Origin of the sequence: Stenotrophomonas sp. AN71, from assembly GCF_050435725.1 — a bacterium.
GTDB lineage: Bacteria > Pseudomonadota > Gammaproteobacteria > Xanthomonadales > Xanthomonadaceae > Stenotrophomonas.
The window spans coordinates 32682-52837 of record NZ_JBNDKU010000009.1 but is presented as its reverse complement, the minus strand read 5'-3'; the positions used below and the strand labels follow the sequence as shown (position 1 = coordinate 52837).

General features: G+C 66.9%; 21 protein-coding genes. 13 read left to right on the top strand and 8 right to left on the bottom strand.

The genetic code is table 11. The annotated features are described in order from the left end of the window. The first annotated feature begins 43 nt into the window (after positions 1-43). Positions 44-1168 (top strand): pyridoxal phosphate-dependent aminotransferase, encoded by a 1125-nt coding sequence (locus ABH900_RS14615; protein ID WP_429623765.1) that lies wholly within the window; start codon positions 44-46, stop codon positions 1166-1168. A gap of 73 nt (positions 1169-1241) precedes the next feature. On the opposite strand, the gene zipA is transcribed toward ABH900_RS14615, so the two are convergent. The 6 genes from zipA to ABH900_RS14585 all read right to left on the bottom strand — a co-directional run bounded on the left by zipA (position 1242) and on the right by ABH900_RS14585 (position 7629). Further along, positions 1242-1982, bottom strand: a complete 741-nt coding sequence (gene zipA, locus ABH900_RS14610; RefSeq protein WP_429623763.1) for a cell division protein ZipA — start codon at positions 1980-1982, stop codon at positions 1242-1244. A gap of 46 nt (positions 1983-2028) precedes the next feature. Then, entirely contained in the window at positions 2029-5532 is a 3504-nt protein-coding gene (smc, locus tag ABH900_RS14605; protein ID WP_429623761.1) for a chromosome segregation protein SMC, read from the bottom strand. A 258-nt stretch (positions 5533-5790) separates the two neighbouring features. After that, positions 5791-6243, bottom strand: a complete 453-nt coding sequence (rplI, locus tag ABH900_RS14600; protein ID WP_429623759.1) for a 50S ribosomal protein L9 — start codon at positions 6241-6243, stop codon at positions 5791-5793. A gap of 105 nt (positions 6244-6348) precedes the next feature. Then, positions 6349-6579 carry a 30S ribosomal protein S18 gene (gene rpsR, locus ABH900_RS14595; RefSeq protein WP_002804494.1) on the bottom strand — a complete coding sequence of 77 codons (231 nt, stop codon included), beginning with the start codon at positions 6577-6579 and terminating at the stop codon, positions 6349-6351. Positions 6580-6590: 11 nt separating this feature from the next. After that, positions 6591-7028, bottom strand: coding sequence for a 30S ribosomal protein S6 (rpsF, locus tag ABH900_RS14590; protein WP_006376493.1), 438 nt, complete (start codon positions 7026-7028; stop codon positions 6591-6593). A gap of 262 nt (positions 7029-7290) precedes the next feature. Further along, positions 7291-7629 carry a HesB/IscA family protein gene (locus ABH900_RS14585; protein ID WP_429623757.1) on the bottom strand — a complete coding sequence of 113 codons (339 nt, stop codon included), beginning with the start codon at positions 7627-7629 and terminating at the stop codon, positions 7291-7293. A 129-nt stretch (positions 7630-7758) separates the two neighbouring features. Here ABH900_RS14585 and asnS point away from each other — a divergent pair, with 129 nt between their 5' ends. From asnS to ABH900_RS14525, 12 genes are all read left to right on the top strand, one after another. Beyond that, a complete protein-coding gene (gene asnS, locus ABH900_RS14580) occupies positions 7759-9153 on the top strand; it encodes an asparagine--tRNA ligase (RefSeq protein WP_429623755.1) in 1395 nt (464 codons plus the stop codon). A gap of 33 nt (positions 9154-9186) precedes the next feature. Beyond that, a complete protein-coding gene (locus tag ABH900_RS14575) occupies positions 9187-9486 on the top strand; it encodes a hypothetical protein (RefSeq protein WP_005410232.1) in 300 nt (99 codons plus the stop codon). 7 nt (positions 9487-9493) lie between these two features. Then, complete coding sequence (locus ABH900_RS14570; protein WP_429623753.1) at positions 9494-9808, top strand: hypothetical protein; 315 nt, start codon at positions 9494-9496, stop codon at positions 9806-9808. Between the two features lie 7 nt (positions 9809-9815). Further along, positions 9816-10454, top strand: coding sequence for an FMN-binding negative transcriptional regulator (locus ABH900_RS14565; RefSeq protein ID WP_429623751.1), 639 nt, complete (start codon positions 9816-9818; stop codon positions 10452-10454). A gap of 75 nt (positions 10455-10529) precedes the next feature. After that, complete coding sequence (gene can / locus ABH900_RS14560; protein WP_429623749.1) at positions 10530-11192, top strand: carbonate dehydratase; 663 nt, start codon at positions 10530-10532, stop codon at positions 11190-11192. A 20-nt stretch (positions 11193-11212) separates the two neighbouring features. Further along, positions 11213-11734 carry a 3-hydroxyanthranilate 3,4-dioxygenase gene (locus ABH900_RS14555; protein WP_429623747.1) on the top strand — a complete coding sequence of 174 codons (522 nt, stop codon included), beginning with the start codon at positions 11213-11215 and terminating at the stop codon, positions 11732-11734. 169 nt (positions 11735-11903) lie between these two features. After that, a complete protein-coding gene (kynU, locus tag ABH900_RS14550; RefSeq protein ID WP_429623745.1) occupies positions 11904-13178 on the top strand; it encodes a kynureninase in 1275 nt (424 codons plus the stop codon). A 31-nt stretch (positions 13179-13209) separates the two neighbouring features. Further along, a complete protein-coding gene (locus tag ABH900_RS14545) occupies positions 13210-14577 on the top strand; it encodes an FAD-dependent oxidoreductase (RefSeq protein WP_429623743.1) in 1368 nt (455 codons plus the stop codon). Further along, the gene (sbcB, locus tag ABH900_RS14540; RefSeq protein WP_429623741.1) at positions 14577-16016 is read left to right on the top strand and encodes an exodeoxyribonuclease I; all 1440 of its coding nucleotides are present in this window, start codon (positions 14577-14579) and stop codon (positions 16014-16016) included. The genes ABH900_RS14545 and sbcB overlap by 1 nt, the downstream gene beginning before the upstream one ends. Beyond that, positions 16013-16699: a DUF2461 domain-containing protein gene (locus ABH900_RS14535; protein WP_429623739.1), complete on the top strand. Its 687-nt coding sequence runs from the start codon at positions 16013-16015 to the stop codon at positions 16697-16699. Before sbcB ends, ABH900_RS14535 begins: the two co-directional genes overlap by 4 nt. After that, positions 16699-17691 carry an aldo/keto reductase gene (locus tag ABH900_RS14530; RefSeq protein ID WP_429623737.1) on the top strand — a complete coding sequence of 331 codons (993 nt, stop codon included), beginning with the start codon at positions 16699-16701 and terminating at the stop codon, positions 17689-17691. Before ABH900_RS14535 ends, ABH900_RS14530 begins: the two co-directional genes overlap by 1 nt. Positions 17692-17733: 42 nt before the next feature. After that, positions 17734-18285: a DUF2939 domain-containing protein gene (locus tag ABH900_RS14525; protein WP_429623736.1), complete on the top strand. Its 552-nt coding sequence runs from the start codon at positions 17734-17736 to the stop codon at positions 18283-18285. A gap of 76 nt (positions 18286-18361) precedes the next feature. Here the strand turns inward: ABH900_RS14525 and ABH900_RS14520 are convergent, their stop codons facing one another. Both ABH900_RS14520 and ABH900_RS14515 read right to left on the bottom strand, forming a co-directional pair. After that, on the bottom strand, positions 18362-19306 hold the full coding sequence (locus tag ABH900_RS14520; RefSeq protein ID WP_005410242.1) for a 5'-nucleotidase: 945 nt from the start codon (positions 19304-19306) through the stop codon (positions 18362-18364). 46 nt (positions 19307-19352) lie between these two features. Further along, complete coding sequence (locus ABH900_RS14515) at positions 19353-20126, bottom strand: NAD kinase (protein ID WP_429623734.1); 774 nt, start codon at positions 20124-20126, stop codon at positions 19353-19355. Positions 20127-20156: the final 30 nt, after the last annotated feature.

Genomic DNA, 20156 nt, shown 5'->3' with positions numbered 1-20156 from the left:
TCCAGCGCTAGCGTGCCTTGGCCGCCCTTTTTGAGTCCTGCCTGTGACCCTGCCTGCTTCCCGTCGACGCTTCCTGCAACTGGCCGGTGCCGGCCTCGCCGTCACCGGTAGCAGCCTGCCCCGGCTCGGCCTGGCGCAGCCTGCGGCCGCCACTGCACCGGCGCCCGGGGACGGCGCAGTGCTGCTGAACTTCAACGAATGCCCCTATGGCCCCTCGCCTGCAGCGCAGCAGGCCGCCCGCGACAGCATCGCCGGTTGCGGCCGCTACCGCTTCGCGCTGGCCGCACAGGTACGCGATGCCTTCATCGCGCAGGCCCGCATTCCGGCCGGCCACGTGCGCCTGTACCCCGGTTCCAGCGAGCCGCTCAATCGTGCTGCCATCGTGTGGACCGGCCCGCAGGCCGGCCTGGTGGTGGCCGACCCGACCTTTGAGACGCTGGGCGAGGTCGCGGCCGCGCACGGTGCGCAGGTACAGAAGGTGCCGCTGCGCGATGACGGCGCGCATGACCTGCGCGCGATGGTGGCCGCCGCGCATGCACGCCCCACCGGCCTGCTGTATGTGTGCAATCCGAACAATCCGACCGGTTCGATCAGTCCACCGGACGAGCTCGCCTGGCTGCTGGCCCACAAGCCCGCAGCCACCCGCGTGCTGGTGGATGAGGCCTATCTGCAGTACAGCGAGCAGCCCAGCCTGATCGCGCAGGTCACGCAGCGCGACGACCTGATCGTGCTGCGCACGTTCTCCAAGCTGTACGGCATGGCCGGCCTGCGCCTGGGCGTAGCGGCCGCCCATCCTGAGCGACTGCGTGAGCTGGCCAGCCTGGGCGACAACCCGCTGCCGGTGCCGGCATTGGCGGCGGCACTGGCGAGCCTGCGCGACCCGCAGCTGATCCCGCAGCGGCGCCTGCAGAATGCCAGAGCACGGCAGAGCACCATCGCCTGGCTGGGCAAACGTGGTTTCAGCTGCCTGCCATCAGAGGCCAACTGCTTCGTGGTGGATGTGCAGCGCGATGGCGCGGCCTTTGCCAAGGCGATGGCAGACAACGGCGTGGTGATCGGCCGCAGCTGGCCGATCTGGCCGCAGCGTGTACGCGTGACCGTGGGCACCGAAGACGAGATGACGGCATTCCGCACTGCGTTCGCGAAGGTGGCCGGCGTAACGGCCTGATCCCATCCACGCATGGCGTGGATCTACCAGGGTGGGTGCCGACCGTTGGTCGGCACGCCAAGGCATGCCGCACTTACCAGCGCGGGGTCTTGGTCAACGGCGGCGCCTGGTGCTGGCGGTCGTAGGCACGCAGTTCGTCGCGGATGTGCGCAATGCGCTGGCGGCCCAGGGCATTGCGACTGTCATCCAGCACCACGCCGTCGAGCAGCTCGGCCATGCGCTGCACGGTCGGCAGCATCTTCTCCCAGGCATCCAACGCAGTCAGCGGCGCTGGCAGGGTCAGGAAGAACGCGATGGCCGGGGTTTCCATGGCACGGATGTTGGCCATGTCGAAGCTGCCCGGCTTCATGATGCTGGCCATCGAGAAGATCGGGCCGCGCTCGGGGTGGCCTTCCACCAGGCGGTGGAACACGTTCATATGGCCAAACACCAGGCCGGTCTTCTCGGCTGCCACCACGATATCCTCGCCACGCAGCTGCTCGCCGGCGCGAGCGGCCACGAACAGCGAGACGATCTTGTCGAAATCCTGGCTGGCGCGCTTGCCGAGGTCGCTGGCCGCACCGGGGTCGGTGCCGTCCAGGCCCAGTTCGGCCTGCTCGCCCTCCCCGGCCATGCCTGGTTCGAGGCGGCCCTCGGCCACGGTGACGCCGTCTTCGCCCAGCACCGGTTCGCGGCGCTCGCCGCTGGTCGGTTCCGCGCCTTCCACGCGGCGCCCCTGGGGCTTTTTCTTCGGACGGCCAAACAGGAAGATCGCGGCGATCAACAGCAGGCCGGCGGCCAGGATGCCGATGCGCAACAGTGCCGTGTCGGACATTCGATAGGTTCTCCGGCTAGTTCATTCAGGTAATTAGGATGGCACGTCAGGCCGCGCCCGCCAATCGCGCGGCCTCTTCCAGGTCCACGCTGACCAGGCGGCTGACGCCCGGCTCGCGCATGGTCACGCCCGACAGCTGGTGCGCAGCCTCCATCGTCGCCTTGTTGTGGCTGACGAACAGGAACTGCACCTTTTCGCTCATTTCCTTGACCATGTTGGCCAGGCGGCCGACGTTGGCTTCATCCAGCGGTGCGTCCACCTCATCCAGCAGGCAGAACGGCGCAGGGTTGAGCTGGAAGATGGCGAACACCAGCGCCACCGCGGTCATCGCCTTCTCGCCACCGGACAACAGCGAGATGCTGGACACGCGCTTGCCGGGTGGGCGCGCCATGATGGTCACGCCGGTGTCGAGCAGGTCTTCACCGGTCAATTCCAGGTAAGCGTGGCCGCCACCGAACAGGCGCGGATACAGCGCCTGCACGCCGGCATTGACGCGGTCGAAGGTGTCCTTGAAGCGGCCGCGGGTCTCGCGGTCGATCTTGCGGATGGCGTCTTCCAGGGTTTCCAGCGCGGTGGTCAGGTCCACATGCTGGGCATCCAGATACTCCGAACGCTGCGAGGCCTCTCCGTATTCGTGGATGGCGGCCAGATTGACCGGCTCCAGCCGCCGCATGCGCCCGTCGATCTGGTGCACGGCCTGCTCCCAATCGCCCAGGCGCACGTCTTCAGGCAGCGCGTTGAGCACGTCCTGGAGCACGAAACCGGCCTTTTCCACTGCGCCCTGCAGGGTCTCGGCACTGAGCACCAGCGCCTGCTGATCCAGCTTGCGCTGGGAAATACGCTCGCGCTGGGCCAACGCCTGTTCGTCGCGCTGGTGGCGGGTCTGCTCGTAATGCCGCAGCTCGGCGTCGATGCCATCCAGCAGCGTACGCGCCTCGGTCAGCACGCGGTCGGCCCGCACACGCTCTTCCAGCGCATTCTGATGTTCGGCCTGCAGCGACTCGACCGGCGAATCGCCTTCATCCAGTTGCGAATGCAGTTCACCGAGGCGTGAATCGAGCTGCCCTCGCTGGGTGCCCATGCGCTCCAATGCCTGGGTGAGCGACGCCAGCTGCGCACGCTGCGATTCCAGCGTCAGCGCCAGGGAATGCGAACGCTCGCGCACCGCACGCGCGGCGTCGCGGGCCAGGTCGCGGGCCTCGGTCAGCTGGCGGCGCTCGCCCTCCAGCCGCTGCCGGGTCGATTCCAGGTCGCCCATGCTGCTGACCGCGTTCTCCAACCGCGAACGTGCTTCACGCGCCTGCGCGTTGTTGGCCTCCAACGTTTCCTGCAGCTGCTTCAGTTCGCCTTCGATGCGGTCGATGCGGGTACGCGCCGCCTCCACCTTGCCCTGCTGGCCCTGCAATTGGCCGGCCAGCTCGGACACCGCACGGTGCGCCTGGTACAGCGCACGCTGCGCGTCTTCGCGCTGCTGCTCAGCGGACAGCAGCTGCTCGCGGAATCCGGACAGCTGCTCTTCAAGCTCGGCCTCGCGGTCCTGCAGTTGCTCGATCTGCTCGCGCAGCTCATTGATCTCGCGTTCGCGCAGCAACGCGCCCTGCTGGGCCGCACCGGAGCGCGACACGCGCAGCCAGCCCCGGCCCAGGCGCTCGCCGCCCTGGGTGATGATCGAATCGCCCTCGGGCAGGCCGGCCTGCAGTGCCTTGGCCTCGGCAAGATCCTTGGCGCCATGCAGATGCGCAAGCAGCCGACGGATCGCCGCCGGGCCCCGCACGCGCGCGGCCAGCGAGGTCGGCGCGACCTTCAGCTCGGCACCACCATTGGCGACCAGTGCGATGTGACCCTCGCCGAGTTCGCCCAGCGCTTCGACCAGGCTGCCCGGGTCATCGACCAGCACGCCTTCGATCAATTGGCCGAGCGCGCTTTCCACCGCATTTTCCCAGCCAGCATCCACGTCCAGGCGTTCGCCGACACGTGCCGCCGAATCCAGCCCACGTGCCTTCAGCCAGGCCACGGCCGCACCCTGCTCCTGGCCCAGTGCGGCCTGCTGCAGGGTTTCCAGCGAAGCCAGGCGGCCACGCAGGCCGTTGGCCTGCTTGCGCAGTTCGGCCAGTTCGTTCTGGCCGTTGCGCTGCTGTTCCTGCACGGCGGCTACGCCCTGCTTGCGGTGCTCGACGTCCTCGCCCAGCTCATCCAGCGCGGTCTTCTGCGTATCGTGCTGCAGATGCAGCTGCTCGAAGGCTTCCTCCAGCGCGTCCACGTCCAGCCCGGCGCGCTCGGCGGCCAAGGCCTCGCGGCGCCGGTCGGCGTCAAGGACCTGCTTGTCCAGGTAGTCCACGCGGGTACGCTCGACATCGCCGGCGCGTGAGGCTTCCGAACTCTGCGAGGTGTGCTGTTCCCAGCGCTGTTGCCAGCTGGCGAGCCGGTCTTCGGCCTCGCGCAGGCTTTCCTGCTTGATCTCGTTTTCTTCCAGCGCCTCTTCCAACTGCGGCGTGGCGGTGTCCACTGCTTCGCGCAGCACGCTCAGTTTGGATTCGTCACCACTGATGTGCTGGCCCAGCTCGGCCAGTGCCTGGCGGGTTTCATCACGCGCCTTGTGCAGGCGCTGCGACAGCTCCCGCTGGTGCTGGATCTGCTGTTCCACGCGGGCCAGCGTGCTGCCCACCTGATAAACCGCGGCCTGCGCCGAATTGAGAGCGTCGGCGGCCTCTTCGCGGCGTACGCGCGAGGTCTCGATGCGGGCCTCGGCATCGCGCTGGTCGGCGATCAGCTGCTGCAGTCTGGTCTCTTCCTGCGACAGCCCTTCGCGCAGCTTCGACAGCCGACCGTCGAGACCACGGAACTCCAGCGCCTTCCACTCGGCATCCTTGACCCGGCGCTCTTCCTGCAGTGCCTGGTACTGCTCGGCCTGCCGGGCCTGGCGCTTGAGGTGCTCCAGCTGCTTGCTGATCTCGTCGCGCAGGTCGCCCAGGCGGTCAAGGTTCTCGCGGGTATGGCGGATGCGGGTTTCGGTTTCCTTGCGCCGCTCCTTGTACTTGGAGATGCCAGCGGCCTCTTCCAGGTACACGCGCAGGTCCTCCGGGCGCGCCTCGATGATCTGGCTGATCATGCCCTGCTCGATGATCGAGTAGCTGCGCGGGCCCAGGCCGGTGCCGAGGAACAGGTCGGTGATGTCGCGGCGACGGCACTTGGTGCCGTTGAGATAGTAGTTGCTGGTGCCGTCGCGGCTGACCGTGCGCTTGACCGAGATCTCGTTGAACGAGGCGTACTCGCCCGAGATCGTGTGATCGGAGTTGTCGAAGATCAGTTCGACGGTCGCCTGCGAAACCGGCTTGCGGGCGTTGGAGCCGGAGAAGATCACGTCGGTCAGCGAGTCGCCGCGCAGGCGGCTGGCCGAACTCTCACCCATGACCCAGCGCACGGCGTCGATGATGTTCGACTTGCCGCAGCCATTGGGTCCCACTACGCCGGTCATGTTGGTCGGCAGGTGCAGGGTGGTTGGATCGACGAACGACTTGAAGCCGGACAGTTTGATCGTGGAAAGACGCATAGGGGTTCCGGACAGGGGCCGGCAAGCGGCCTGCTTACCCTCCAAGTCATTGATCCTGCTGGGATCGCCGGCCGTGGAACGGGTGTGACGTCCTGAGTATACCGATGTGGCCGTGTTCTACGAATGGGCGTGGAACATGGCGCAGGCACGAATCCGGCCGTGCATGGCCCGCAGCGATCGGACCGGCACCCCCCAAAACAAAACGGGCACCCTCGCGGGCGCCCGTTCTGCAGTGATACCAGGCCTTTCGGCGTGGGATCAGGCCTTTTCGGCTTCGACCACAACCTTGACGGTGGTTTCCACGTCTGCGTGCAGGTGCACCAGGACGTCGTACTCACCGATGTTGCGGAAGGCGCCTTCGCCCAAGATGACTTCGCTCTTGCTCAGCTCCAGGCCGGCAGCGGTGAAGGCATCGGCGATTTCGCGCGCGCCGACCGAGCCGTACAGCTTGCCTTCGGTCGAAGCGTTGGCGGCGATGGTCACGCTCGCGCCTTCCAGCTTGGCCTTGCGGCCTTCAGCGTCGGCGTGGATCGACTGTGCCTTGGCTTCGTATTCGGCGCGCTTGGCTTCGAACTCGGCCTTGTTGCTCTCGGTGGCCGGAACGGCCTTGCCCTGCGGCACGAGGAAGTTACGGCCGTAGCCCGGCTTCACGTCGACCAGGTCGCCCAGGTTGCCGAGGTTGGTGACTTTCTGCAGAAGGATCAGCTGCATAGTATTGCTCCAGATAAGTTATTCGTTAGCGAGGCGATGGCCCCGCAACAAAGGCTGTCCGAATAGCTGGCACAGCGGGGGCGGCACGTGGCCGCCCCGCCGGCATCAGACGTCGTGGTTGTCGGTGTACGGAATCAGGGCCAGGAAGCGAGCGCGCTTGACGGCGGTCGCCAGCTGACGCTGGTACTTCGACTTGGTACCGGTGACGCGGCTCGGCACGATCTTGCCGTTCTCGGTCAGGTACTGGCGCAGGGTGTTGAGATCCTTGTAGTCGATCTCCTTGACACCTTCGGCCGTGAACTTGCAGAACTTGCGGCGACGGAAGAACTTGGACATGTCAGTGCTCCTTAGGCGGCCGAAGCGGCGTCGTCGCCGGCATCGTTGTCAGCGGCGGGGGTGGTTTCGCCTTCTTCGTCATCACGACGACGACGCTCACCACGCTCGGGCTTGTCGCCCTTCTCGTCCTTGCTCTTCATGATCAGCGACTGCTCGGTGTCAGCCTCGTCACGCTTGATGACCAGGTTGCGCAGCACGGCGTCGTTGAAGCGGAAGCTTTCGGTCAGTTCGTTCAGCACGGCCTGGTCGGCTTCGATGTTCAGCAGCACGTAGTGCGCCTTCACCAGGTTCTGGATCGGGTACGCCAGCTGGCGGCGGCCCCAGTCTTCCAGACGGTGGATGGTGCCGTTGCCGTTCTCGACCAGCGACTTGTAGCGCTCGATCATGGCCGGGACCTGCTCGCTCTGGTCCGGGTGGACCATGAACACGATTTCGTAATGACGACTCATGTTTTTTCTACCTTTCGGATGTGGCCTTGCGGCCGGACAGCCCCCCGCCGTTGAGACCGCGGTGGGGCAAGGATTCCCGCCAGGAAGGCAGGAAGCCGCGCATTATGGCGCAGATTGGGCGGGATGGGCAACCTAGCGGCAAGGTGACAACCTGAACCGTGACGTGCCGACCCCGGTAGCGCCGGGCCATGTCCGGCGGAACCACAACGCCGTGCCGACCAAGGTCGGCAGCTACCAAAGCGGGGCCAGGCCCCGCTATTCCTCAGGCCTTGTCGGCGTCGGTGGTGAAGCTCTCGCCGCATCCGCACTCGGCGGTGGCATTGGGGTTGCTGAACGTGAAGGTCTCGCTCAGGCCGTGCTTGCCGAAATCAATCACGGTGCCGTCCACCAGCGCCAGGCTCCTGGCGTCCACGTAGATCTTCACGCCCTCCTGGTCGAACACGGTATCGCCCTCGCGCTCATCGCGGGCCAGGTCGGTCACGTGGCCCCAGCCCGAGCAGCCGGTCTTGGTCACACCGAAACGCAGGCCCAGCGCACCCGGGGTCTGGGCGACAAAGCGCTGCACGCGCTCGAAGGCAATGGGGGTCAGGCTGACGGCCATGGGGCTACTCCAAAGGTACGGGGACATTATAAGGAGCCTTGGGCTGCGAAAAATGCCTCGCAAGCGGAACGCTGCAACCGGTAAACTCCCGTGTTCACAGATCGAGTCGATCAGCAGAGGATTCAAGTCATGACGGTGGTCAGCGTTGAACATGCGCTTGCCGGGAAGATCCCGGAAGGCGGCGAAGTCACGGTACGCGGATGGGTGCGCACGGTGCGCGGTTCAGCGAATCTGGCTTTCGTGAATGTGAGCGACGGCTCCTGCTTCGCCCCGATCCAGGTCGTGGCCGGCGACAGCCTGGCCAACTTCGACGAAATCAAGCGCCTGACCAGCGGCTGCTCGGTCATCGCCACCGGCACCCTGGTGAAGTCGCAGGGCAAGGGCCAGTCGTTCGAGATCCAGGCCAGTGCGCTGGAAGTGGTCGGCTGGGTCGAAGACCCGCTCACCTACCCGATCCAGCCCAAGCCGATGTCGCCGGAGTTCCTGCGCGAAGTGGCACACCTGCGCCCGCGCACCAACCTGTTCGGCGCGGTCACCCGCATCCGCAACTGCCTGGCCCAGGCCGTGCACCGTTTCTTCCACGAGAACGGCTTCAACTGGATCAGCACCCCGATCATCACCACCTCCGATGCCGAAGGCGCCGGCCAGATGTTCCGCGTGTCCACCCTGGACATGGTGAACCTGCCGCGTGACGAGAAGGGCGCGATCGATTTCAGCCGCGACTTCTTCGGCAAGGAAACCTTCCTGACCGTGTCCGGCCAGCTGAACGTCGAGGCCTACTGCCTGGCGCTGAGCAAGGTCTACACCTTCGGCCCGACCTTCCGTGCCGAGAACAGCCATACCACCCGCCACCTGGCGGAGTTCTGGATGATCGAGCCGGAAATCGCCTTCGCCGACCTGGCCGAAGACGCGCGCCTGGCCGAAGAGTTCCTGAAGTACCTGTTCCGCGCGGTGCTGAACGAGCGCAGCGACGACCTGGCCTTCATCGCCGAGCGCGTGGACAAGAACGCGATCACCAAGCTGGAAGACTTCATCAATGCGCCGTTCGAGCGCATCGACTACACCGATGCGGTCACCCTGCTGCAGAAGTCCGGCAAGAAGTTCGACTTCCCGGTCGAATGGGGCCTGGACCTGCAGACCGAACACGAGCGCTGGCTGACCGAGGAACACGTCGGCCGCCCGGTGGTGGTGACCAACTATCCGGAGCACATCAAGGCCTTCTACATGCGCCTGAACGACGACGGCAAGACCGTTGCCGCGATGGACGTGCTGGCCCCGGGCATCGGCGAGATCATCGGCGGCAGCCAGCGCGAAGAGCGCCTGGATGTGCTGGACGCGCGCATGGCCCAGTTCGGCCTGGATCGTGAACACTACAGCTGGTACCGCGATTTCCGCCGCTACGGTTCGGTGCCGCATGCCGGCTTCGGCCTGGGCTTCGAGCGCCTGGTGGTCTACGTCTGCGGCCTGTCCAACATCCGCGATGCGATCCCCTACCCGCGCGCCCCGGGCAGCGCGGACTTCTAAGCCACTGCACACGACCACGGAGGTACTGCCCCCATGACCCTGTTCTTCGCCCTCTGTTTCGTCGGCGTTGCAGTGGCCGGGTTCAGTGCCTTCGTGATCTTCTGGCCGCTGACCCTGGTGCACGTGCGCGACCGCCATCCGGCGCTCGCCGCGCGCTTCGGCAGCGGCGCCTTCCTCAAGCCCGATGCCCTGGCCTGGCTGCTGCGCCGAGACTACCGCCAGCAGCCGGACCGTTCGCTGTCCGGGCTGGCGACGCCGGCCTGGGTATCGCTGCTGACCCTGCTGGCCGGACTGGGCATGGCCGCCCTGCTCTGGCTGGCCTCGCTCTGGTAACACACCCATGAATGACCTTTCCAATACCCGCGACAGCTGGTGGCTGGCCAGCCTCGGCAACACCCTCATCTGGGCCCGCCTGCGCGTGCGCGAAGCAGGCACCGCCGAAGTGCTGGACAGCGATGGCAACACGCTGAGCTATGACAGCGAAGACACCGCCCGTTCGCAGCTGTTCGATGCCGAATTCGTCGAGTACGACGGACTGGACGAAGAAGACGCGCTGGTGCGCGGCTTCAGCCTGCACGAAGTGCAACCGCCGCAGGCCGGCAGCGATGACAGCCTGCGCGGCCGCATGGTGCAGTCGCTGGGCGGACGCGCCTGACCCGGGCATGTTCACCCCGCGCACCTTCGCCGAGACCGAACTGCTCTGGCTGGACCGCCTGCTGGCGCGCGACCCGTTCGTCACCCTGCTTACCACTGGCAGCGACGGCCTGCCGGAACTGACCCGGATACCGGTGCTGTACCAGCGCGACGCCGAACGCATCGAACTGCGTGGCCACTGGGCCCGCGCCAATCCGCAATCGCGCCACAACGGCGCGGCCAAAGTGCTGGTCGATGGACCGCACGGCTACGTCTCGGCCAGCTGGTACCCGGACAAGGAGCCCGCCGCGCGGGTGCCCACCTGGAACTACGCGGCGGCGGAACTGCGCGGCCAGCTGCAGACATTCGACGATACCGATGCACTGTCTGAGCTGGTCGGCGCGATCAGCGACCGTTTCGAAGCCAGCGTCGGCCAAGGCTGGCAGTTCGATCCCAGCCGCGCCGAACATGGCCCGGAACTGCGCGCCATCGTCGGTTTCCGCTTCCAGGTCGAACAGGTGCAGCTGAAGCTGAAACTCAGCCAGAACCATCCCGAGGCCAACCAGCGCGCCGTGATCACTGCGCTGGACGCACTCGCCACCCCGTCCTCCCAGGAACTGGCGCAGTGGATGCGCTGGCACCGCGAACAGCACGCCACCGGCACCTGAACGCCTCCGCTTCCTGCGACGGCGCGACCCGCACGGCCGCGCCTTGCCCCCCACCCGACGCCAGGGATACCGCACATGAAAGACATCCGCCGCCTGCTGCAGAACAACCGTGACTGGGCCGACCGTGTCGCCCAGGAAGATCCGGAATTCTTCCACCAGCTGGCCAAGCAGCAGCACCCCGAATACCTGTGGATCGGCTGCTCCGACTCGCGCGTGCCGGCCAACCAGATCATCGGCATGGCGCCGGGCGAAGTATTCGTGCACCGCAACGTCGCCAACGTGGTCGCGCACAGCGACCTGAACTGCCTGAGCGTGGTGCAGTACGCGGTGGACCAGCTGAAGGTGAAGCACATCCTCGTTGTCGGCCACTACGGCTGCGGCGGCGTGCACGCCTGCCTGCACAACACCCGCGTCGGCCTGGCCGACAACTGGCTGCGCCATGTCGGCGATGTGGTGCAGAAGCACCAGGGCATCCTGGATGCGATCGACGATGACGAGCTCAAGCACGCCCGCCTGTGCGAACTGAACGTGATCGAGCAGGTTGCCAACCTGTGCCGCTCGACCATCGTCGAGGACGCCTGGGCCCGCGGCCAGAAGCTGATGGTGCACGGCTGGGTCTACAGCCTGAAGGACGGCCGGGTAAGCGAAATGGGCATCGACGTCGGCGCACCGGAAGAGCTGAAGCAGGCCTATGAGAACGCACTGTCCTTCGTCCCGCGCCAGGGCCGGCGCGACTGACCTCCCTACGGACCACGACCATGCTCGCCTCGCCGATCAACCTGCACGCCTGGATCGAAGAACACCGCCACCTGCTGAAGCCGCCGGTGGGCAACAAGATGATCGACAACGGCGATTTCATCGTGATGGTGGTCGGCGGGCCGAACTCGCGCACCGACTACCACTACGATGAAGGTCCGGAGTGGTTCTACCAGCTCGAGGGCGAGATGGTGCTGAAAGTGCAGGAGGATGGCGCGGTGCGCGACATCCCCATCCGCGCCGGCGAGATCTTCCTGCTGCCGGCCAAAGTGCCGCATTCGCCGCGGCGACCGCCGGGCGGGATCGGCCTGGTGGTGGAGCGCAAGCGCCTGGCTCACGAACGCGATGGCGTGATCTGGCATTGTGAGCACTGCAACCACAAGCTGTACGAAGAGTACTTCACGCTGCAGAACATCGAGACCGACCTGCCGAAGGTCTTTGCCAGGTATCAGGCCAGCGTGGAATTGCGCACCTGCAGCCAGTGTGGGCACGTGGACCCGTTGCCGGCACCAGCGATGGGCTGAACGTTTCCACCGGGATGGCGATTACGGACACACCCGCCGGGCATGGCCCGGCGCTACCGATGTGCGTGGCCTCCGGGTAGCGCCGGGCCATGCCCGGCGAGCGCGCCGCGCGGCACCGCGCATGCCCCAGGCGCTACACTGGCAGCCCCGTTGCAGCCTGTTGCCAACCATGTCCGACCTGCTCAACCGCACCCACGCCATCGCCCTGGACGCCGCCGATCCGCTGCGTCCGCTGCGCAATGAGTTCCTGATTCCGCGCCACGGCGGCGGTGAGCAGACCTACTTCGTCGGCAACTCGCTGGGCCTGCAGCCGCGCGGTGCGCAGGCGGCGGTGCAGGAGGTGATGAAGCAGTGGGGCGAGCTGGCCGTGGAAGGCCACTTCACCGGCCCGACGCAGTGGCTGTCCTACCACCGCCTGGTGAGCGCGCAGCTGGCCCGTGTGGTCGGCGCGCTGCCCAGCGAAGTGGTGGCGATGAACACGCTGAGCGTGAACCTGCACCTGATGATGGTCAGCTTCTACCGGCCCACGGCAGACCGGCCGGTCATCCTGATGGAAGCCGGCGCATTCCCGACCGATCGCCATGCGGTGGAAGCGCAGATCCGCTTCCATGGCTTCGACCCGGCAGATTGCCTGGTGGAAGTGCAGCCGGATGAGGCCAACGGCACGATCTCGCTGACCGCGATCGAACGCGCCATCGCTGAACACGGCCCGCGCCTGGCGCTGGTGTTGTGGCCGGGCGTGCAGTACCGCACCGGCCAGGCCTTCGACCTGGATGCGATCACCCGCGCCGCCCGCCTGCAGGGCGCACGCATCGGCTTCGACCTGGCGCACTCGGTAGGCAACCTGCCGCTGCGCCTGCATGACGTCGCTCCCGATTTCGCCGTGTGGTGCCACTACAAGTATCTCAACAGCGGCCCCGGCGCAGTCGCCGGCGCCTTTGTGCACGAACGCCACCATCGAGATACCACCCTGCCCCGTTTTGCCGGCTGGTGGGGCCACGATGAAGCCACCCGCTTCCAGATGGCGCCGCAGTTCGTTCCGGCCATCGGTGCTGAAGGCTGGCAGTTGAGCAATCCACCGATTCTTGGCCTGGCGCCGCTGCGGGCTTCGCTGGACCTGTTCGAACGCGCTGGCATGGACGCACTGCGCAGCAAGTCGCTGGCGCTGACCGGCATGCTTGAAGCGCTGGTGCGCGCGCGCCTGTCCAACGTGCTGGACATCATCACCCCGGCCGATCCGCAGCGCCGTGGCTGCCAGCTCTCGCTGCGGGTAATCGGCGGCCGCGAGCGTGGCCGCGCACTGTTCGAACACCTGCGCGGCATCGGCGTACTCGGTGACTGGCGCGAACCGGACGTTATCCGCATCTCGCCTACCCCGCTCTACAACCGCTACCTGGACGTGCACCACTTCGTCGAGGAAGTCGAAGCCTGGGCCGGCCTCTGAGCCCGCCCCTCCCCTACTGCTGGACAGTTCGTTGATCGCACACGCTTCCCGCTCGTTGAGCATTATCGGTGCCGGCCTCGCCGGGTCCCTGCTGGCCATCCTGCTGTCGCGACAGGGCTGGCGCATCACCCTGTACGAACGCCGCGGCGACCCGCGCATCGCCGATTACGAAAGCGGCCGTTCGATCAACCTGGCCCTGGCCGAACGTGGGCGCAACGCGCTGCGCCAGGCTGGCGTGGAAGACGAGGTGATGGCGCGCGCGGTGATGATGCGCGGGCGCATGGTGCATCCGCGCGAAGGCGAACCACAGCTGCAGCGTTATGGCCGCGATGACAGCGAGGTGATCTGGTCGATCCACCGCAGCGACCTGAACACCACGCTTCTGGAACTGGCCGAGCAGGCCGGCGCCACCGTGCATTTCCATCGACGTCTGCACACCGTCGATTTCGATGCCGGCTACGCCCGTTTCATCGATGACCGCGACGACAGTCCGCATGACATCCGCTTCGATACCCTGATCGGTGCCGATGGTGCCGGCTCCGCGCTGCGTGCGGCGATGAACCGGCGCGCGCCGCTGGGTGAAGACATCGCGTTCCTCGATCATTCCTACAAGGAGCTGGAAATCCCGCCTGCGGCCGATGGTGGCTTCCGTATCGAACGCAATGCACTGCATATCTGGCCGCGTGGCCATTACATGTGCATTGCCCTGCCCAACCACGAAGGCACCTTCACCGTCACCTTGTTCCTGCCCAACCAGGGCGACCCCAGCTTCGCCACGGTCAACACCGGTGCGCAGGCCGAAGCGCTGTTCGCACGTGAGTTCGCCGACACCCTGCCGCTGATCCCGAACCTGCGCGCGGACTGGGAGCAGCACCCGCCGGGCCTGCTCGGTACGCTCACCCTTGAACGCTGGCACCAGCAAGGCCGTGCCGTGCTGATTGGCGATGCCGCGCACGCGATGGTGCCGTTCCATGGCCAGGGCATGAACTGCGCGTTCGAGGACTGCGTGGCACTGGCCCGTCACCTGATGGAGGCCGAAGACCTGGACGGTGCGTTCGCCGCATTCGAGGCCGAGCGCAAGCCCAACGCGCGCGCGATCCAGCAGATGGCGCTGGAGAACTATCTTGAGATGCGCGACCGCGTGGCTGATCCGGCGTTCCTGCTGCAGCGCGAGCTGGAACAGGCGCTTCAGCGGCGTTGGCCGACCCGCTTCGTGCCGCACTACACGATGGTCACGTTCCTGCACACACCGTATGTCGAGGCATTGCGCCGCACCGAACTCCAGCGTGACATGCTGGTCGCGGCCACCGCCGGCCACACGTCACTGGACACCATCGACTGGGCCACGCTCGAAGCGCAGATCCACGCGCAGCTGCCGATCCTGGAGGGCGCACACTGATGGCCGACAGCTTCCTGTTCTACGACCTGGAGACCTTCGGCCAGGACCCGCGACGCACCCGCATCTCGCAGTACGCGGCGATCCGTACCGACGCCGATCTCAACGAGATCGACACGCCGGTCAGCTTCTTCGTGCGCCCTGCCGACGATCTGCTGCCGTCGCCGATGGCCACCCTGGTCACCGGCATCACCCCGCAGCAGGCACTGTCCGACGGCATCAGCGAAGCCGAGGCCTTCGACCGCATCAACGAACAGCTGTCGCGCCCCGGCACCTGCGCGCTGGGCTACAACACGCTGCGCTTCGACGATGAGTTCGTCCGCTATGGCCTGTTCCGCAACTTCCACGACCCGTACGAACGCGAGTGGCGCAACGGCAATTCACGCTGGGACCTGCTGGACATGCTGCGGCTGATGCGCGCGATGCGCCCGGACGGCATCCAGTGGCCGCTGCGCGAGGACGGCGCCACCTCGTTCAAGCTCGAACACCTGGCCGAAGCCAACAACGTACGCGAAGGCGATGCGCACGAGGCGCTGTCGGACGTGCGCGCCACCATCGGCATGGCACGCCTGTTCAAGCAGTCGCAGCCGCGCCTGTGGGACTACGCACTGAAACTGCGCGACAAGCGCTTTGTCGGCAGCCTGCTGGACGTGGCGGCGCTGAAGCCGGTGCTGCACGTTTCCATGCGCTACCCGGCCAGCCGTCTGTGCGCGGCGCCGGTGCTGCCGCTGTCGGTGCACCCGACCATCAACAACCGGGTGATCGTGTTCGACCTGGACGGCGACATCGATGACCTGCTGGAGCTTCCAGCCGAGGTGATCGCGCAGCGCCTGTACATGCGCGCCAGCGAGTTGCCCGAGGGCGTATCGCGGGTGCCGCTGAAGGAAGTGCATCTGAACAAGGTGCCGGCGCTGATTGCCTGGAACCATCTGCGCGCCGACGACCATGCGCGGCTTGGCCTGGATGTGGCGGCGATCGAGGCCAAGGTTGAGCGCCTGCGCGCCTTCGCCCCGCAGCTCGCCGAGAAGGCACGCCAGGTCTACAACCAGCCACGCGTGGCCACCGTGGCCGACGTCGATGCGTCGCTGTACGACGGCTTCCTCGGCAACGGCGACAAGCCGCTGCTGGCGCTGGCACGCACCACCGCACCCGATCAGCTGGCCTCCCTGGAAGGCCGCTTCCGTGACCCGCGCCTGCCGGAGCTGCTGTTCCGTTACCGGGCACGCAACCATCCCGACAGCCTCGCGCCGGCTGAACGCCAGCGCTGGCAGGATTACCGTCGTCAGCGCCTGCTCGGCGATGGCGGGCTGGGCGAACTCAACCTGCCCCAGTACCAGCAGCAGCTCGATGCACTGGCCGCCGAAGCGCCCGATGACACCCGGCGCCAGGCCCTGCTTCAATCGCTGCGTGACTGGGGCCAGCACCTGCAGGAGACGCTGTGAGCACTTATTTCTCGGACGCCAGCTTCAAGTTCCTGCGCAGCCTGGCGCGGCACAACGAAAAGGCGTGGTTCAACGACCACCGCCAGCAGTATGAAGACCATGTGCGGCAGCCGTTCCTGCGCCTGCTGGGCGACCTGCAGCCGGTGCTGGCCGAGGTCAGCGACCACTTCCGCGCCGATACCCGTGGTGTCGGTGGTTCACTGTTCCGCATCCATCGCGACGCGCGTTTTTCCAACGACAAGTCGCCGTACAAAACCTGGCAGGGCGCGCGCCTGTTCCATGAGCGCCGCCGCGAGGTGGCCGCGCCCTCGTTCTACGTGCACCTGCAGCCGGGCGAGAGCTTCGTCGGCGCCGGCCTGTGGCATCCGGAACCGGAGACCCAGCGCCGCGTACGCCATTTCATCCTCGACAACCCGGGCAGCTGGAAGGCCGCCGCGCATGCACCGGCCCTGCGCAAGCGCTTCGATTTCGAGGAAAGCGAAAAGCTGGTGCGCCCACCGCGCGGCTTCCCGGCCGACTTCGAATTCATTGACGACCTCAAGCACCGCAACTGGGTGATGTGGCGCTCGCTGGACGATGCCACCATGTCCGGCCCGCATCTGCTGTCCACGCTGGGCAAGGATCTGGCCACGCTGGGCCCGTTCGTCGACTACCTGTGCGCCGCGCTGGATCTGGAGTTCTGATGTCGCAGGATCTTCCGCTGGCACGCCAGCGGCGTGTGCTGGGCCGTACCGGCCTGGCGGTCTCACCCATCGGCCTGGGGTGTTCCGGATTCTGGGGCCATCGCCGTTTCTCCGAAGAAGCTGCGGCGGCCGTGGTCGAGCATGCCCTGGCCCATGGCGTGAACCTGCTCGATACCGGCCACAACTACGCCGGCTTCCATGCCGAACCGCGTCTGGGCCGCATTCTTCGCCCGCTGCTGAAGCAGTACCCGCGCGACGCGCTGGTGATCTCCAGCAAGGGCGGCACGCTGACCGGCCAGGCCGGCATCAGCGGTGCCGAACAGCGCAACTTCTCGGCGGCGGCGATCACCGCCAGCTGCGAAGCCTCGCTGCGCAACCTCGGCCTGGACCATCTGGACATCTACCAGCTGCATGGCGCCAGCGAACACGACATCAACGATGATCTGCTGGCCGCGCTGCAACGCCTGCGCGAGCGTGGGCTGATCCGGCACACCGGCATCAACACCCACTCGGCCTCGACCCTGCGCTGGATGATCGCCCATCCCGACGCCTTCGATGTGGTGCTGCTGGACTACAACGCCCTGCAGCAGGACCGCGAACCGCTGATCGACCAGCTGCAGGCGGTCGGCATTGGTGTGCTGGCTGGCACCGTGCTGGCACAAGGCCATCTGCTGCCCGCGCGCCCTCGCCTGCCACGGCTGGCCGACGGCTGGTACCTGGCGCGTGCCTGGCTCAAGCCCAGCAGCCGGCAGCTGATGCGCAGTGCCCGCCAGATGCGCCAGGCGGTGGCCGCGATCAGCAGCCAACGCCCCGCCCAGACCGCCTTCGCTTACACGCTGGGCCATCCTGGCGTGGCCAGTGGCATCCTCGGCACCACCCGCATCCGCAGCCTGGACGAGGTGCTGGCCACGCAGCTGCAGGCCTTGAGTGCGGCCGAGCGGCAGCAGCTGGTCGAGGCCTTCGGTGATGGCCGCGGCTCGCCCAGTCAGTAAGTCTTCACCCGCCAAGGCCGCCGCTGCGGCAGTCTGGTCGGCATGAAGAAACTCATTGCACTTGCCGCGCTGCTGATCCTGGCCTTGGCGGCCTGGTGGTTCGGCGGTCCGTACCTGACCATCAATGGCCTATCCAAGGCCATTGAGCAGCGCGACACCGCCCGCATGGAGCGTTACGTCGATTTCCCGCGTGTGCGCAGCAGTCTGCGCGCCCAGCTCAACGACTACCTGGTCCGCCAGGCCGGCCCGGAGATGGCGGCCAGCCCGTTCGGCGCCCTGTTGTATGGCCTGGGCGACCAGCTCGGTGGTGCGGCGGTGGACACGATGGTGACGCCCACCGGGATCGGCGCGATGCTGCAAGGCCACGTATTGTGGAAGCGTGGCCGCAATGAGCTGCAGGGCGACGATGCCTTCGGCGCGACCGAACCGGCGCGGCCGTTGAAGAACGCCGAGCATCATTTCGAGGCGTTGGACCGCTTCGTGGTCGATGTCGATCGCGGCCCCGGCCAGCCGCCATTGAAGGTGGTGCTGGAACCGCAGGGCCTGCGCTGGAAGGTGGTCGACCTGCAGCTGGGGATGTCGGACAGCCCGTAGCCACGCTCCGGTAGACGCCCACCTTGGTGGGCGCGGTTTCACCGCGGTGCCAACCACGGTTGGCGACTACCAGACCCTACCCTTCGTTGGCGACGCCGTGCGGGACATGCCCCGCCGCCACATGCTCGCGGGCGCTGTCGATGTTGTGCTGTGAATCGTCGAAAAAGATGTCGGCACCGAACGCCTGCAGGAACGGCCCCTTGTGCCGTCCGCCCAGGAACAGCGCCTCGTCCAGGCGTACCCCCCACTCGCGCAGGGTGCGGATCACCCGCTCGTGTGCCGGCGCCGAACGCGCGGTGACCAGCGCGGTGCGGATCGGCGCACTCTCGCCGGCCGGGAACACTTCCTGCAGTGTGTGCAGGGCCGACAGGAAACCACGGAACGGACCGCCGCTGAGCGGCTCGCGGGCGCGCTCCCGCTCGTGGCGGCCGAACGCTTCCACCCCCTGCTCGCGCGAGATGCGCTCGCTCTCGTCGCCGAAGATCACCGCGTCTCCGTCGAACGCGATGCGCAGCTGGCCCGCCGGGCGACCGGTGTCGATCTGGTCGGCCGCCGCAGCGGCGGTCTCGCCGGGCGGCTTGGGCAGGATGGTCGCTGCGGCGATGCCATGGCGCAGCGCGCTGCGCACCGATTCCGGGTTGGCCGAGAGGAACAGGTCGGTGCCGAACGGCTTCACATAGGGCCAGGTCGGCTCGCCCGCAGTGAACGTGGCGCGGATGATGCCCAGGCCGTAGTGCTGGATCGAGTTGAAGATGCGCAGGCCGGTATCGGCCGAATTGCGCGACAGCAGGATCACCTCGACCCGCGGATTCTCCGGGCTGGCCCCCTGGTTCAGCGCCAACAGCTTGCGCACCACAGGAAACGCCACGCCGGGACCGAGGATGTCGTCCTCGTGCTGGCGCTGGAATTCGGCATAGGCGGCCACGCCATCGCTCTCGAACAGCGCGTGGCTTTCTTCCAGGTCGAACAGGGCGCGCGAGGTCACCGCGACGGTCAGCAAACGGGGGGAATTGTCGCCCATCGGTGGGGTCCTTCAAGCGATCGGCGGGGCCGGCGGCCTATTGTCCTCAAAAAACGAACTGTTCGCTCAGGATACGGTCTTCCAGGTTGTGCTCCGGGTCGAACAGCAGGGTGACCCGGCGGTCCTTGGATTCGCGGATGGTCACCTCGACCACGTCACGGGTCTCGTGCGAATCGGCGGTGACGCTGACCGGGCGCTTGTACGGATCGAGCACGCGGAAGCGCACTTCGGTGTCGGCCTTGAGGATGGCGCCGCGCCAGCGCCGGGGTCGATACGGGGCCAACGGCGTCAATGCGATGGTGTGCGAGCCCAGCGGCAGCACCGGACCGTGCGCGGAATAGTTGTAGGCCGTGCTGCCGGCCGGGGTCGCCACCAGCACGCCATCACCGATCAGTTCGGCCACGCGTTCCTGGCCGTTGAGGTCGATGCCGATATGCGCCGCCTGGCGGGTCTGGCGCAGCAGCGAGACATCGTTGTAGGCCAGCGACCCGGTACTGGTGCCGGACTCGGTCAGCGCCACCATTTCCAGCGGGCGCAGGTTGGCCGGTTCGGCACGGGCGATGCGGGCCTGCACGTCATCGTCGCCACGGTACTGGTTCATCAGGAAGCCAACGGTGCCCAGCTTCATGCCGAACACCGGCTTGCCCAGGTGTCCGTGCCGATGCAGGGTCTGCAGCATGAAGCCATCACCGCCCAGCGGGCACAGCACGTCGGCCTGCTCGGGCGCGTAGTCGCCGTAGCGCGAGACCATCGCCGCGCGCGCCATCTGCGCCGGTTCGGTGCTGCTGGCCAGGAAAGCGATACGGGGGGAGTCGCTCATCGGTGGATCCGGGGGGAACTGGTCAAGAGC